Source organism: Pseudomonas sp. LBUM1646, from assembly GCF_059716165.1.
Map to the genome: position 1 here is coordinate 6,040,912 of NZ_CP166810.1, position 14,090 is coordinate 6,055,001.

Below are 14,090 nucleotides of genomic sequence, written 5' to 3' on the forward strand. Positions count from 1 at the left end.
TCGTCCTTCAAAAACCTTGCGGAGTTGAACGAGCGACAATCGCTTCAACATCCAGCCCACGCGGCAACGCGCCATACACCCTTCCAGCCGAACCGAGCCGGCTGGCGATAAACCCGTCACTGACCGCCGCATTCCCCGCTTCCAGCAACAACTTCGCCTGCAAGCCCAGCGCAATGTCCTCAGTCAGTTGCCGAGCGCGATACTGAATGTCGCTGGTGTCCTTGAACGCTGCCTGCAATTGAGTGATGTGCGCGGCCAGGCGTTTGTCGCCGTGACCATCGCCCAGCTCGCTGAACAGCACATCCAGCACACCCGGCTCTTTCGACAAGGCCCGCAGCACGTCGAGGCATTGCACGTTGCCGGAACCTTCCCACGTCGAGTTCACCGGTGCCTCACGGTACAGACGCGGCAGGATGCTTTCTTCGACATAACCGGCGCCGCCCATGCATTCGGCGGCTTCGTTGATCATTCCCGGCGCGCGTTTGCAGATCCAGTACTTGCCCACCGCCGTCACCAACCGGGCGAATTTGGCTTCATGGCTGTCATCCAGATGATCCAGCGCCTTGCCCATACGCAGGCTGAGCGCCAGGGCGGCTTCGCTTTCCAGGGCCAGGTCGGCCAGTACGTTCTGCATTAACGGTTGTTCGCTGAGCAGCTTGCCGCCGACCGTGCGGTGAGCGCAATGATGGCTGGCCTGGGTCAGGGCCTGGCGCATCAGCGCGCTGGAACCGACCATGCAATCGAAGCGGGTCATGGCGACCATTTCGATGATGGTCGGCACACCCCGGCCTTCTTCGCCGATCATCCACGCCAGCGCGCCACGGAATTCCACTTCGCTGGAGGCGTTGGAGCAATTGCCGAGTTTGTTTTTCAGGCGCTGGATGTAGAACTGATTGCGCGTGTCGTCCGGGCGATGGCGCGGCAGCAGGAAACAGGTCAGGCCCTTGTCGGTCTGGGCCAGGGTCAGGAAGGCATCGCACATCGGCGCCGAACAGAACCACTTGTGCCCTACCAGCTCATAGGCCTGGCCCGGACCGCTGGCGCCGACCGGGTACGCCTTGGTGGTGTTGGCCCGCACGTCGGTGCCGCCCTGTTTCTCGGTCATGGCCATGCCGATGGTAACGCCGGCCTTGTGGGCCATGCCGACATTGCGCGGGTCGTATTCGGTGGCGAGGATTTTCGGCAGCCATTGCTCGGCCAGATCCGGTTGCAGGCGCATCGCCGGGACGCTGGCGAACGTCATGGTCAGCGGGCAACCGCTGCCGGCCTCGGCCTGACTGTGCAGGTAACTCATGGAGGCCCGTGCAACGTGGGCGCCGGGCTGCGGATGCGCCCAAGGCAACGAGGTCAGGCCGTGCTCGACGGCGGTGCGCATCAGTTCGTGATAGGCCGGGTGAAACTCCACCAAGTCGATGCGATGACCATAACGGTCGTGACTGACAAACACCGGTTTGTTCTGATTGGCCAGGAACCCGGCTTCCATCAGCGGCCCGCCGGCCAGTGCGCCGTACGCGTCAATCCGCGACTCGGCCCAACCGGCGCCAAACCGTCGCGACCACTCCTGCAACGGCAGGTCGATGCGATACAGGTTAGTGCCGTCGAGCGACGGCGGCTGGTTGGTGACTTCGTGGGTTTCGGCGAACTGATGCAGGTTCATGACGGGGCTCCTTTGGTCAGCCAGGAATTCAGTTAAGCACCGCCCCTTGGCTGAACAAAGTGTCATACCTGCCTAAATGTCGGCGCTTTCACCTTGTTCTGGACAAAGCACCCGACGGTAAAGCGCCGCCTGCAAATCTTCGAATTTCACCGGTTTGCTCAGGTAGTCGATCAGCGCGCCATTTGGGCAACGTTCCCGATCAACGCCCAAGGCGACCATGAACACCGGCACTTCCGAACACCCCGGCAAGCCACGGATCTGGCAGCAGAGGGACGCGCCGTCCTGAGCCGGCAACTGACAATCGAGCACCACCGCATCGAAGGTTTCCCGCTGCAAATGATCAAGCGCGGCCGCGCTGCTGTCGGCGGATCGCACCCGGAACCCGAGTTTGAGCAACATCCCGCGCATCACTAATTGATTGATGCTGTTGTCATCGACCAGCAACACCGTGCAGTCCTGCGGCAGCCGCAGACGCAGGGTCTCACGGGTCATCAAGGGCGTTGGCGTGCGCTCGACCACCGGCAACTCAACTTCGACATCGAGCTGGAAGCGACTGCCGCGTCCCGGTTCGGAGCGATGGGTCAGGCGCCCACCGAGCAATTCGACCAGTTGTCGGCAGATTGCCAGGCCAACCCCCAGGCCACCGTATTCGCGGGTCATCGAGCCGTCGAGCTGGAAGAAACGCTGATACATCGTCGCCTCCCCCAGATCGGTAAAACCAATGCCAGTATCGATCACCGCAAAAGTCAGGGCCAGGCGCCCCTCCTCAGTCGTCTTGCCTGTCACCCGCAGCGCGACGCCGCCGACCCGGGTGAACTTGATGGCGTTATCCAGCAGACATTCCAGGCATTGAGCCATTTTGCTGCCGTCGCCGATCAGCCGATCCGGCAACCCCGGGGTCACCTCGACCTTGAAGTCCAGGGATTTGCTCGACGCATTACCCTCGAACTGTGTGCGCAAAGTCTCGACCACACCGCGCAAGCTGAAGGTATCCGGGTAAGCCTTGAGCTTGCCGGCCTGCAACTCGGTCAGGGTAAGGATGCCGTTGACCATCCGCATCATGTCCCGCGCTGAACTGGCGGCGGTTTGCTGGTATTGCTCCAGCTCCGGGTCCATCTCGACGGTCTGCATCAATTCCAGCGAACCGATCACCCCGTTCATCGGTGTGCGCAATTCGTGGGTCAGGGTCGCGAGGAATTCATCCTTGAGCTTGTTACTGCGGGCCAGTTGCTGGTTGAGCACTTCCAGCTTTTGCCCGGCATCGAACAGGGTTTGTGCTTGCTGCTCGCGCATGGCATTGATGCGATCGGCCAGCGCCAGGGACAGCAACGCCACTTCAATCGCCGAGCCGATCTGGCTCGCGTACATGGTCAGGAACACATTCGGCAGGTAACCCAGCACCATCATGGTATTGACGACGCCGCCGAGCAAAAACGCCGACCAGGCGATGATGAAATAACGCGCCACCCGCAGGCCGCGTGCCCAGGCGAAGATCCCGGCGGCAAAAATTACCACGGTAAAGAGCAACGCCAGGGTCGTTGCCAGGCGCAAGGCCAGTGCATAACTGGTCATCAACGACAACCCGACCACTACCGCGCCAAACGCAATCAGCGCCAACAGCACGCGATCGAGCCAGCGGCTGTGTTGCGCGGTTTGCAGGAAGCTGCGGGCGAACTGGCTGCCGAACAGTCCTGCGCAACCGATGAAGAACGGCGTCGCGGCGTTGGCCCACCAGGGATCGTTTGGCCAGAAGTACTCCACCGCCGCGCCATTCACCGACAGCTGATACAAGCCGAACGAGGCGATATAGAAGATGTAATAGAGGTAACTGGTGTCGCGCACGCTGAGGAAGATGAACAGGTTGTAAACCACCATCCCCAGCAACACGCCGTAAATCAGCCCCAGCACATACAGGCGCACTGGCTGTTCTTCGAGGTAAGCGGTGCTCGACCACAAGGTGACCGGCGCCTGGATCGAGCCTTCGCTTTGCAGGCGCAGGTACACAGTTCGCGCCTGATCAGGCTGGAAATTCAGATTGAACAGGTAGTTGTTCTGGCGGATCTCGCGACTGGCGAACGGCAGGGCATCGCCGGTGCGGCGGGTCAACTGATAGTCGCCACTGGCATCAGGCAGGTACAGATCAAGGTGATCGAGGGGCGGATAGGCCAGTTCCAGCAGCCAGGTCCGTTGCGCGTTCGGGTTGCTCGGACGGTACTGCAGGTCGATTTTCAGCCAGAACACTGAACGCGAATAACCGGCGTTGAGCGTAGCTTTATCGTGGGTCTTGAAGTTTCCGGCAGCGGCTTGCGCACGGACATCGGCGATGGTCGCCTGACCGCCCGCGTCTTCGTACACCTGCAGGGTTCGACCCAGGGGAAGGCTCTGGGTGAATTCGTCAAATTCAACGGCGCTCGCCAGGAGGGGCAAGCACAACAGCAACATCAGCAAATAGCGCATTTAAGCCCCAGCGTGGCCTGTCCGGTCGTGTCAGGAAGCCCCCCATTCCTTTTGAGTAGACGTAAAACCGGTATTACCTGTTATTGGTTTGGATCCACTCTAGCATAGCCGTTGATGGCCATTGAGCACCATTGAAATTTTTCCTGTAGAGGCTCTAGAACGGGCGTTCCAGCGCAGCGTATTGAGATAGAGCTGTTGGCCCGTAGCAGCTGCCGAGGCACGAGGCTGCGTTCGGCTGCGAAGCAGTCGCCAAACCTGCGCACGCGGTCTTCCTGAAACACCGCGGTGTCTGATTTCACGACTGCTTCGCAGCCGAACGCAGCCTCGTGCCTCGGCAGCTGCTACATGAGCCGAACTCGGGCTTCGGCGTTTGCGACAGGGGGCGTCATGACTCGCTGGTCGACTGGTGGTAAGCTCGCGCACCATGAATATCTACAGCTCTCGCCCCGTTGTCCTCTGTCTCTCCGGCCACGACCCAAGTGGTGGCGCCGGCTTGCAGGCAGATATCGAAGCCCTGCTCGCCCAGGGTTGTCATGCGGCCCCGGCCGTCACTGCCCTGACCGTGCAAGACACGGTCAACGTCACTGACTTCCGCGTCCTCGACCGTGAATGGGTGTTGGCCCAGGCCAACGCCGTGCTCAACGACTCCGAAGTCGCGGCCGTGAAACTGGGCATGCTCGGTTCCCTGGAAATGGTCGACACCGTGGTCGAACTGCTCTCGGCGCACCCGCACTTGCCGGTGGTCTGCGACCCGGTGCTGCGCGCCGGTGGCGGCGGACGCCTGGGTAAAGACGAAGTCGGCTACGCCATGCGCGAGCGCCTGCTGCCGCTCTCGATCATCGCCACCCCGAACCTTCCCGAAGCCCGGATCCTCGCCGAACTGCCCGACGGCACCGCGGACGAGTGCGCTGAAAAACTCCTGCCGTTCGTCAAACACCTGCTGATCACCGGCGGCCATGGCGACGAACACGAAATCCACAATCGCCTGTACAGCCGCGACGGTCGCCGCGAAACCTTTACTTGCCAGCGCTTGCCCGGCAGTTATCACGGTTCCGGGTGCACCCTGGCCAGCGCTTTGGCCGGTCGTCTGGCCCAGGGCGAAAACCTCGCCAGTGCCGTGCAGACCGCGCTTAACTACACGTGGCGCACCCTGCGTGATGCCGAGCAACTGGGTAAAGGCCAGTTTGTACCGCGCCGCCTGCCGCTGGATTTCTGTTCGTAACTTTTGATGCGTAAAGCGCCGAGGCTTGTCCGATGAAACTACGTGGCCTGTACGCCATTACCGATAGCCAGTTGCTGGCCGGTAAATTTCTTTCGTACGTGGAGGCGGCGCTGGAAGGCGGCGTCATCCTGCTGCAATACCGCGACAAGAGCAGCGACGAGGCTCGCCGCTTGCGTGAGGCCGAAGCCCTGCGCGACTTGTGTGATCGCTACAAGACTCAACTGATCATCAACGACGACGCCGAGCTGGCCGCACGCCTGAACGTCGGCGTACACCTGGGCCAGACCGACGGCCCGCTGACCCCGGCCCGCGCGCTGCTCGGTCGCCAGGCGATCATCGGTTCGACTTGCCACGCGCAACTCGAACTCGCCGAACAAGCGGCTAAAGAAGGCGCCAGTTACGTCGCGTTCGGCCGCTTCTTCAATTCCAACACCAAACCCGGCGCACCAACCTGCAGCCTCGACCTGCTCGACCAAGCCCGCAGCAAACTGCACCTGCCGATCTGTGCGATCGGTGGCATCACCCTGGACAACGCCGCGCCACTGGTGGCCCACGGCGTCGATCTGTTGGCGGTGGTGCATGGCCTGTTTGGTGCCGAGAGCACGGCTGAAGTGACCCGCCGCGCTCGCGCCTTCAACGAACTGCTTTCTATTTAAGTAGCTTAAAATCCGATTTGAGAGCCCGATCATGTCTCGTTCCGAAACCCTGTTTGCCAATGCCCAGAAACACATTCCCGGTGGCGTGAACTCGCCGGTTCGCGCGTTCAAGAGCGTTGGCGGCACGCCGTTGTTCTTCAAACACGCCGAAGGCGCCTACGTCACCGACGAAGACGACAAGCGTTATGTGGATTACGTCGGTTCCTGGGGCCCGATGATCCTCGGCCACAGCCACCCGGACGTGCTCGACGCGGTGCGTAAACAGCTGGAACACGGTTTGTCCTACGGCGCGCCGACCGCGATGGAAACCGAGATGGCCGACCTGGTCTGCTCGATCGTGCCGTCGATGGAAATGGTGCGCATGGTCAGCTCCGGCACCGAAGCAACCATGAGCGCGATTCGCCTGGCCCGTGGTTTCACTGGCCGCGACGCCATCATCAAGTTTGAAGGTTGCTACCACGGTCACTCCGACAGCCTGCTGGTCAAGGCCGGTTCCGGTCTGCTGACCCAAGGCGTACCGAGTTCGGCGGGTGTCCCTGCTGACTTCGCCAAACACACCCTGACCCTGCCGTTCAACGACATCGATGCCGTGGAAGTCATGCTTGCCGAAGTCGGCCAGACCGTGGCGTGCATCATCGTCGAGCCAGTCGCCGGTAACATGAACTGCGTGCCACCGGCACCGGGTTTCCTCGAAGGCCTGCGGACCCTGTGCGACAAGCACGGCGTGGTGCTGATCTTCGACGAAGTGATGACCGGTTTCCGCGTGGCTCTCGGCGGCGCACAAGCGCACTTCGGCGTGACGCCGGACCTGAGCACCTTCGGCAAGATCATCGGCGGCGGCATGCCGGTTGGCTGCTTCGGTGGCAAGCGCGAAATCATGTCGCACATCGCGCCACTGGGCCCGGTGTACCAGGCGGGCACCTTGTCGGGTAACCCGCTGGCCATGGCTGCCGGCCTGACCACCCTGCGCCTGATCAGCCGTCCGGGCTTCCACGCCGAACTGAGCGACTACACCAGCCGCCTGCTCGACGGCCTGCAACAACGTGCCGATGCGGCCGGGATTCCGTTCGTGACCACACAAGCGGGTGGCATGTTCGGTCTGTATTTCAGCGGCGCCGACGACATCGTGACTTTTGATGACGTGATGTCCAGCGACGCCAACCTGTTCAAGCGCTTCTTCCACCTGATGCTGGAAGGTGGCGTGTACCTGGCGCCGAGCGCTTTCGAAGCCGGCTTCACCTCGATCGCCCACGGCGAAACTGAGCTGAAACTGACGTTGGACGCTGCCGAGCGCGCATTCGCCGCCCTGAAATAACGCTGCGCCGCTGACGTTGGCGATTGCCGGCGTCAGCTTTCACCTACATTCCTGCCTCTTTTCCTGCCCTTGTGCCAATAATCTCCCGCAAAGTGGGTGATATATTCCCCGCGCAGCAGAAAAACGAGTAAAGACTTTGTAAGGTTGGCCCTGCTTATTTCATAATGCGCGCTTATTGGATCCCTCGATGGGTCCGCGCGCCCTTCAGAGGTAAGTCGATTCCCATGAACCGCACCGGCCGCGCCCTTGCACTGGGCTGCCTGTTGCTCCTTCAGCCCCTGCTCGCGCTCGCACAAGCAGGCGGCAACTCGTTGTTAATCCCAGCGATGGGTCGTTGCACCCTCAATACTCAGCCGCAAGACCTGACGCAAGCGCTTGCCGCCTGCCAGAAAGCGTCGGATGAAGGGGATGCGCAAGCGCAATACGAGTTGGGTGAGTTCTACTACGACGGCAAAAACACGCCGCGCGACCTCGATAAAGCCTTGAAATTCTTCGAAAAGGCCTCGCTGCAGGGCCACGCCCAGGCGCAATTCAAACTCGGCACCATGTTCTTCCACGGCGAAGGCGTGCAGGCCAATAACGTTCAGGCATACATCGTGCTGAAAATGGCCGCGGTCAACGGCGCAGAAGATGCGTTGGACACCGCCGACGAAGTCGCCGAGAAAATGCCCCGCGAAGATCTGGAAGTTGCCACGCAGGTGTTGGGGCAAATCTTCCGTAAATATCTGATGGAATTGCAAAGCGCGGATGGGCGTACACCGTTTTCGCCGTTGCCCTGATCTCTGTATCGACCTTACTGACGCAATTGCGGGCAAGTCTTGCTCGTACAGGGTTCGTGTTGCCCGAATTCGGGGTTACACAATCTGTAGGCGCAAGGCTTGCCCGCGATTGGGGCGCCACGGTTAAAAGATCTACTTCTCAGGCATCGGCATCGGAAACGGCATCACATTGCCGACCGCTCCACGGGCTTCGCTGATTTTCGGCGTACCCAGGCGCTCGACTTCATCGATGCGCACAATCGAATGCATCGGCACAAAACTGCGCACCACGCCCTCGAACTGAGCCTTGAGTTTCTCTTCGCTCGGATCGACGACCACTTGCGTGCGCTCGCCAAAGACGAACTCTTCCACTTCCAGGAAGCCCCACAGATCACTTTGATAGATCTGCTTGGCATACATTTCGTACACCTGGCCCTGGTTGAGGAAAATCACCTTGTAGATTGGGGCTTCACGTTTGGTCATGGTGGGCGGGCAACACATTGGGGATAAAAATGAGGGCGCGAACTATAGCATAGCCGCCGGACGCACAACGGTAGGAACCTGGGGACATGTTCCCTATAATGCGCGGTTCTTTGAATCACGTGATGACTCTGTCCATGGCCAAGAAGCTTTACATCGAAACCCACGGTTGCCAGATGAACGAGTACGACAGCTCGCGCATGGTCGATCTGCTGGGTGAACACCAGGCCCTGGAAGTCACCGCTCGCGCTGAAGATGCCGACGTGATCCTGCTCAACACTTGCTCGATCCGCGAACGCGCCCAGGACCGGGTGTATTCCCAGCTCGGTCGCTGGCGCGAACTGAAACTCGCCAACCCGGACATGGTGATTGCCGTCGGCGGTTGCGTGGCCAGCCAGGAAGGCGCCGCTATCCGCGACCGCGCACCGTACGTGGACGTAGTCTTCGGCCCGCAAACCCTGCACCGCCTGCCGGAAATGATCGACGCCGCCCGCGCCACCAAGCTGCCGCAAGTGGACGTCTCGTTCCCGGAAATCGAAAAGTTCGACCACCTGCCCGAGCCGCGCATCGATGGCCCGAGCGCCTATGTGTCGGTGATGGAAGGTTGCAGCAAGTACTGCACCTTCTGCGTGGTGCCCTACACCCGCGGTGAAGAAGTCAGCCGTCCGTTCGACGACGTGATCGCCGAGATCATTCACCTGGCCGAAAACGGCGTGCGCGAAGTGACCCTGCTGGGGCAGAACGTCAATGGTTATCGCGGCACTACTCACGATGGTCGCCTGGCGGATCTCGCCGAACTGATCCGCGTGGTCGCCGCCGTCGATGGCATCGACCGGATTCGCTACACCACTTCGCATCCGCTGGAATTCTCCGACAGCCTGATCCAGGCCCACGCCGACGTGCCGGAACTGGTGAAACACTTGCACTTGCCGGTGCAATCGGGCTCTGACCGCATTCTGTCGGCGATGAAGCGCAACCACACCGCGCTGGAATACAAATCCAAACTGCGCAAGCTGCGGGCCGCAGTGCCGGGAATCTGCATCAGTTCCGACTTCATCGTCGGCTTCCCGGGCGAGACCGAGAAAGACTTCGAACAGACCATGAAGCTGATCGAAGATGTCGGTTTCGACTTCTCCTACTCGTTCGTTTATAGCCAGCGCCCGGGCACTCCGGCAGCAGACCTGGCCGACGAAACACCGGAAGCGCTGAAAAAAGAACGCCTGAACGCCCTGCAGCATCGCCTGAACCAGCAAGGCTTCGAGATCAGCCGACAAATGGTCGGCTCGACCCAGCGCATCCTGGTGACCGATTATTCGAAAAAAGACCCCGGCGAGCTGCAAGGTCGGACCGAGAATAACCGTATCGTCAACTTCCGCTGCGACAATCCAACCCTGATTGGTCAGTTCGCCGACGTGCACATTGATGCCGCACAGCCGCACTCGTTGCGGGGCTCGCTGATTCAATAATCACCACACAACCTGTAGGAGCAAGGCTTGCCCGCGATGGCCACGCCGCGGTCTATCTGATAGACCGCGTTATCGTTCATCGCGAGCAAGCTTTGCTCCTACAGGGGCGGTGATCGACGGCGGGTTATTTAAGAGCTTTCGCACCCAGCCCACTGGCGTTATCCTTGATTTCATCTTAATTGCCCCAGGGCGGCTAAATACGACCTTGAACGCACCCATCGAACCACATCGTTTCATCCTCGAGCCCTTTGAGGCTCGCCGCTTCGCCAATCTGTGCGGGCAATTCGACGAGCATCTGCGCTTGATCGAACAGCGCCTGACCATCGAGATCCGCAATCGCGGAAACCAGTTCGAACTGATCGGCGAACCCAAGCACACCACCTCCGCGGAAAACCTGATCCGCCGCCTGTACCGGGAAACCAAGGGTTCAGAGCTGTCGCCGGATACGGTTCATCTGTTCCTGCAGGAATCGGCCGTCGAGGAAATGGACAACATCTCCCCCGCCGAACCTTCCGTCGCCCTGCGCACCAAGAAAGGCATGATTCGCCCTCGCGGCTTGAATCAACTGCGCTACGTGAAGGAAATCCTCGGGAACGACATCAATTTCGGCATCGGCCCGGCCGGTACCGGCAAGACCTATCTGGCCGTTGCCTGCGCGGTAGACGCGCTGGAACGCGAACAGATTCGCCGCATCCTGCTGGTGCGCCCGGCGGTTGAAGCGGGCGAGAAACTCGGCTTCCTGCCCGGCGACCTGTCGCAGAAGATCGACCCATACCTGCGTCCGCTGTACGACGCCCTGTATGAAATGCTCGGCTTCGAATACGTGGCCAAGCTGATCGAGCGCCAAGTCATTGAAGTGGCACCGCTGGCCTACATGCGCGGTCGCACGCTGAACAACAGTTTCATCATCCTCGACGAAAGCCAGAACACCACCGTCGAACAGATGAAGATGTTCCTGACCCGCATCGGCTTCGGCTCCACTGCGGTCATCACCGGTGACATCACCCAGGTCGACCTGCCGAAAGGCACCAAGTCCGGGCTGCACCATGTGATCGAAGTGCTCAAGGACGTGCCGGGCATCAGCTTCACTCACTTCAAGCCCAAGGACGTCGTACGCCATCCGCTGGTGCAACGCATTGTCGAAGCCTACGAGCGCTTCGAAAATCGGGTAGCCGATGAAGCGCCAAAGGACAAACGCCACGATGCTTGAGCTTGATCTGCAACTGGCCACCGAAGCGCCTGTTCCCAACGAAGCCGAGTTCCGCCAATGGTGCGAACTGGCCCTGCGCCAGCGCACTGCCGATTCCGAAATGACCATCCGTTTGGTCGATGAAGAAGAAGCCCGCGAACTCAACTTCACCTGGCGGCAGAAAGACTACGCCACTAACGTCTTGTCGTTTCCGGCCGATGTCCCCGACGAGTTTCTCGACATTCCCCTGCTGGGCGATCTGGTGATCTGCGTGGCGGTGGTCGAGCGTGAAGCCGCGGAACAAGGCAAGGAACCAAAGGCCCACTGGGCGCATCTGGTCATTCACGGCTGCTTGCATCTGCTTGGTTACGACCATATAGATGACGACGAAGCCGAGGAAATGGAAGCACTGGAACGAACGTTGCTTGCTGAGTTGGGCTATCCCGACCCTTACGCGGACGACGAAACAGACACATCCCCTATCGTTACAACAAAGGATTCAGAGTAATCGCTATGAGCGAAGATCGATCGAGCAACGGGCAGAAGTCATGGCTGGGTAAGCTCACCCAGGCTTTTGCCCACGAGCCGAAGAACCGCCAGGAGCTGCTGGAGCTGCTGCGCGACGCACACCAAAACAAACTGCTGGACAGCGAAGCGCTGGCCATCGTCGAAGGCGCCATCCAGGTGGCTGACCTGCAAGTACGGGACATCATGGTCCCGCGCTCGCAGATGATCAGCATCAAGGCGACCCAGACCCCTCGCGAGTTCCTGCCCGCCGTGGTCGACTCGGCCCACTCCCGCTACCCGGTGATCGGCGAAAGCCACGATGACGTGATGGGCGTGTTGCTGGCCAAGGACTTGCTGCCGTTGATCCTCAAGGAGAACGGCGACAGCTTCAACATCAAGGACCTGCTGCGCCCGGCCACTTTTGTGCCGGAGTCCAAGCGCCTGAATGTGCTGCTGCGTGAGTTCCGCGCCAACCACAACCACATGGCCATCGTCATTGACGAATACGGCGGTGTGGCGGGTCTGGTGACCATCGAAGACGTGCTGGAACAAATCGTCGGCGACATCGAAGACGAACATGACGTCGAAGAAGACAGCTACATCAAGCCGTTGCCCAGCGGTGACTTCCTGATCAAGGCGCTGACGCCGATCGAGAACTTCAACGAGTTCTTCGACAGCCAATTCTCCGATGACGAATTCGACACTGTCGGCGGTCTGGTGATGAGCGCGTTCGGGCACTTGCCAAAACGCAACGAAATCACTGAAATCGGCCCGTATCGCTTCCGTATCTTGAATGCTGACAGCCGTCGGATTCACCTGCTGCGCCTGACACCTATTGCCCGTTAAGGAATGACATGCTCCGCGTAACCCGCCCCGGCTGGCCCGGTAACCTGCTGGCCGTGGTGGCCGGTGCAATCACCACCCTGGCGTTGGCGCCGTACGATATCTGGCCGCTGGCATTGCTGGCGGTCGGTTTCTTCTATGCCGGTTTGCGTGAACTGAACCCGCGTCAGGCCTTGGGCCGTGGCTGGTGTTTCGGTTTCGGCCTGTTTGGTGCCGGCACCAGCTGGATCTACTACAGCATCCACCACTTCGGCGGCGCTTCGGTGCTGCTGGCCGGTTTCCTGATGCTGATCTTCACCGCGGCGATTGCCTGGTTCTTCGCCCTGCCGGCCTGGATCTGGGCACGCTGGTTGCGCCGTAACGAAGCGCCACTGGCCGATGCCTTGGCGTTTGCGGCACTGTGGGTCGGTCAGGAAGCGTTTCGTGGCTGGTTTCTCACCGGTTTCCCATGGCTGTATTCCGGTTATAGCCAGCTCAACGGCCCGATGGCCGGGCTCGCGCCGGTTGGCGGGATGTGGCTGATTTCCTTTGCCCTGGCCCTGACGGCAGCGCTGATCTGGAACGCTCCACGTCTGGTTCGTACGGGCCGTAAAGGCTTCATTGCGGCTGGCGTGGTGTTGCTGGCTGGGCCATGGGTTGCGGGCCTGTTGCTCAAGGAACATGCCTGGACCACCCCGGCCGGTCCGCCCCTGAGCGTCGCCGCCATTCAGGGCAATATCGAACAAAGCATGAAGTGGGACCCGGCGCAGCTCAATTCGCAACTGGCGCTGTACCGCGACATGAGCCTCAGTTCCAAGCGTGTCGACCTGCTGATCTGGCCGGAAACCGCAGTCCCAGTGCTCAAGGAGTCCGCCGAGGGCTACTTGACCATGATGGGAAACTTCGCCGCAGAGCGTAAGACTGCGCTGATTACCGGTGTACCGATTCGCCAGGAAGTCCGGCATGAGCGACGTTTCTTCAATGGCATCACCGTGGTCGGTGAAGGCGACGGCACGTACCTCAAGCAGAAACTCGTGCCGTTCGGTGAATACGTGCCGCTGCAGGATGTATTGCGCGGACTGATTGCGTTCTTCGACCTGCCGATGTCGGACTTTGCCCGCGGGCCTGCCGATCAGGCGATGCTGCAAGCCAAGGGTTATCAGATTGCGCCGTTCATTTGCTATGAAGTGGTCTACCCGGAATTCGCTGCCAGCCTCGCCGCCCGCAGCGATCTGTTGCTGACGATTAGTAACGACACCTGGTTCGGCACCTCCATCGGCCCGCTGCAACACTTGCAGATGGCGCAGATGCGCGCACTTGAAGCCGGCCGCTGGATGATCCGCGCCACCAACAATGGCGTGACCGGCTTGATCAACCCGTTCGGGCAGATCACTACGCAGCTTCCACAGTTCGAACGCGGGATTCTGTATGGCGAAGTGGTGCCGATGCACAACCTGACGCCGTACCTGGAATGGCGTTCGTGGCCGTTGATTATTCTTTGTGTGTTGTTGTTTGGCTGGGCGTTGATGGCTAGCCGGATGGCCAAGACCGTTTAATCGCG

12 protein-coding genes are annotated in these 14,090 nt (G+C 60.4%); 9 read left to right on the top strand and 3 right to left on the bottom strand.

Annotated features, from left to right (window positions below; all coding sequences use genetic code 11):
• Nucleotides 1–7: 7 nt before the first annotated feature.
• The gene (locus ACA071_RS27570) at nucleotides 8–1,657 is read right to left on the bottom strand and encodes an acyl-CoA dehydrogenase family protein (protein WP_497641954.1); all 1,650 of its coding nucleotides are present in this window, start codon (nucleotides 1,655–1,657) and stop codon (nucleotides 8–10) included.
• 72 nt (nucleotides 1,658–1,729) lie between these two features.
• Nucleotides 1,730–4,114 (bottom strand): hybrid sensor histidine kinase/response regulator, encoded by a 2,385-nt coding sequence (locus ACA071_RS27575; protein WP_497641955.1) that lies wholly within the window; start codon nucleotides 4,112–4,114, stop codon nucleotides 1,730–1,732.
• 424 nt (nucleotides 4,115–4,538) lie between these two features.
• On the opposite strand from ACA071_RS27575, the gene ACA071_RS27580 reads away from it, so the two are divergent.
• The 4 genes from ACA071_RS27580 (at nucleotide 4,539) to ACA071_RS27595 (ending at nucleotide 8,086) form a co-directional block, all read left to right on the top strand.
• On the top strand, nucleotides 4,539–5,336 hold the full coding sequence (locus ACA071_RS27580; RefSeq protein WP_054052463.1) for a hydroxymethylpyrimidine/phosphomethylpyrimidine kinase: 798 nt from the start codon (nucleotides 4,539–4,541) through the stop codon (nucleotides 5,334–5,336).
• A 32-nt stretch (nucleotides 5,337–5,368) separates the two neighbouring features.
• Nucleotides 5,369–5,992, top strand: coding sequence for a thiamine phosphate synthase (gene thiE / locus ACA071_RS27585; RefSeq protein WP_497641956.1), 624 nt, complete (start codon nucleotides 5,369–5,371; stop codon nucleotides 5,990–5,992).
• A 31-nt stretch (nucleotides 5,993–6,023) separates the two neighbouring features.
• Nucleotides 6,024–7,307: a glutamate-1-semialdehyde 2,1-aminomutase gene (gene hemL / locus ACA071_RS27590; RefSeq protein ID WP_497641957.1), complete on the top strand. Its 1,284-nt coding sequence runs from the start codon at nucleotides 6,024–6,026 to the stop codon at nucleotides 7,305–7,307.
• Between the two features lie 224 nt (nucleotides 7,308–7,531).
• On the top strand, nucleotides 7,532–8,086 hold the full coding sequence (locus ACA071_RS27595) for a tetratricopeptide repeat protein (RefSeq protein WP_497641958.1): 555 nt from the start codon (nucleotides 7,532–7,534) through the stop codon (nucleotides 8,084–8,086).
• A 132-nt stretch (nucleotides 8,087–8,218) separates the two neighbouring features.
• Here ACA071_RS27595 and ACA071_RS27600 read toward each other — a convergent pair whose 3' ends face one another.
• Nucleotides 8,219–8,548: a DUF1820 family protein gene (locus ACA071_RS27600; RefSeq protein ID WP_007894425.1), complete on the bottom strand. Its 330-nt coding sequence runs from the start codon at nucleotides 8,546–8,548 to the stop codon at nucleotides 8,219–8,221.
• A gap of 134 nt (nucleotides 8,549–8,682) precedes the next feature.
• On the opposite strand from ACA071_RS27600, the gene miaB reads away from it, so the two are divergent.
• From miaB to lnt, 5 genes are all read left to right on the top strand, one after another.
• On the top strand, nucleotides 8,683–10,011 hold the full coding sequence (gene miaB, locus ACA071_RS27605; RefSeq protein ID WP_167370432.1) for a tRNA (N6-isopentenyl adenosine(37)-C2)-methylthiotransferase MiaB: 1,329 nt from the start codon (nucleotides 8,683–8,685) through the stop codon (nucleotides 10,009–10,011).
• Nucleotides 10,012–10,216: 205 nt separating this feature from the next.
• The gene (locus ACA071_RS27610) at nucleotides 10,217–11,221 is read left to right on the top strand and encodes a PhoH family protein (protein ID WP_497641959.1); all 1,005 of its coding nucleotides are present in this window, start codon (nucleotides 10,217–10,219) and stop codon (nucleotides 11,219–11,221) included.
• Complete coding sequence (ybeY, locus tag ACA071_RS27615; RefSeq protein ID WP_497641960.1) at nucleotides 11,214–11,708, top strand: rRNA maturation RNase YbeY; 495 nt, start codon at nucleotides 11,214–11,216, stop codon at nucleotides 11,706–11,708. The genes ACA071_RS27610 and ybeY overlap by 8 nt, the downstream gene beginning before the upstream one ends.
• A gap of 5 nt (nucleotides 11,709–11,713) precedes the next feature.
• A complete protein-coding gene (locus ACA071_RS27620; protein WP_008152854.1) occupies nucleotides 11,714–12,553 on the top strand; it encodes a CorC family transporter in 840 nt (279 codons plus the stop codon).
• A gap of 8 nt (nucleotides 12,554–12,561) precedes the next feature.
• Nucleotides 12,562–14,085 (top strand): apolipoprotein N-acyltransferase, encoded by a 1,524-nt coding sequence (lnt, locus tag ACA071_RS27625; RefSeq protein ID WP_497641961.1) that lies wholly within the window; start codon nucleotides 12,562–12,564, stop codon nucleotides 14,083–14,085.
• Nucleotides 14,086–14,090 lie beyond the last annotated feature (5 nt).

Coding starts and splice junctions, on each gene's coding strand:
- ACA071_RS27570 (WP_497641954.1), bottom strand. CDS start 1,657: ATGAACCTGCATCAGTTCGCCGAAACCCACGAAGTCACCAACCAGCCG.
- ACA071_RS27575 (WP_497641955.1), bottom strand. CDS start 4,114: ATGCGCTATTTGCTGATGTTGCTGTTGTGCTTGCCCCTCCTGGCGAGC.
- ACA071_RS27580 (WP_054052463.1), top strand. CDS start 4,539: ATGAATATCTACAGCTCTCGCCCCGTTGTCCTCTGTCTCTCCGGCCAC.
- thiE (WP_497641956.1), top strand. CDS start 5,369: ATGAAACTACGTGGCCTGTACGCCATTACCGATAGCCAGTTGCTGGCC.
- hemL (WP_497641957.1), top strand. CDS start 6,024: ATGTCTCGTTCCGAAACCCTGTTTGCCAATGCCCAGAAACACATTCCC.
- ACA071_RS27595 (WP_497641958.1), top strand. CDS start 7,532: ATGAACCGCACCGGCCGCGCCCTTGCACTGGGCTGCCTGTTGCTCCTT.
- ACA071_RS27600 (WP_007894425.1), bottom strand. CDS start 8,548: ATGACCAAACGTGAAGCCCCAATCTACAAGGTGATTTTCCTCAACCAG.
- miaB (WP_167370432.1), top strand. CDS start 8,683: ATGGCCAAGAAGCTTTACATCGAAACCCACGGTTGCCAGATGAACGAG.
- ybeY (WP_497641960.1), top strand. CDS start 11,214: ATGCTTGAGCTTGATCTGCAACTGGCCACCGAAGCGCCTGTTCCCAAC.
- ACA071_RS27620 (WP_008152854.1), top strand. CDS start 11,714: ATGAGCGAAGATCGATCGAGCAACGGGCAGAAGTCATGGCTGGGTAAG.
- lnt (WP_497641961.1), top strand. CDS start 12,562: ATGCTCCGCGTAACCCGCCCCGGCTGGCCCGGTAACCTGCTGGCCGTG.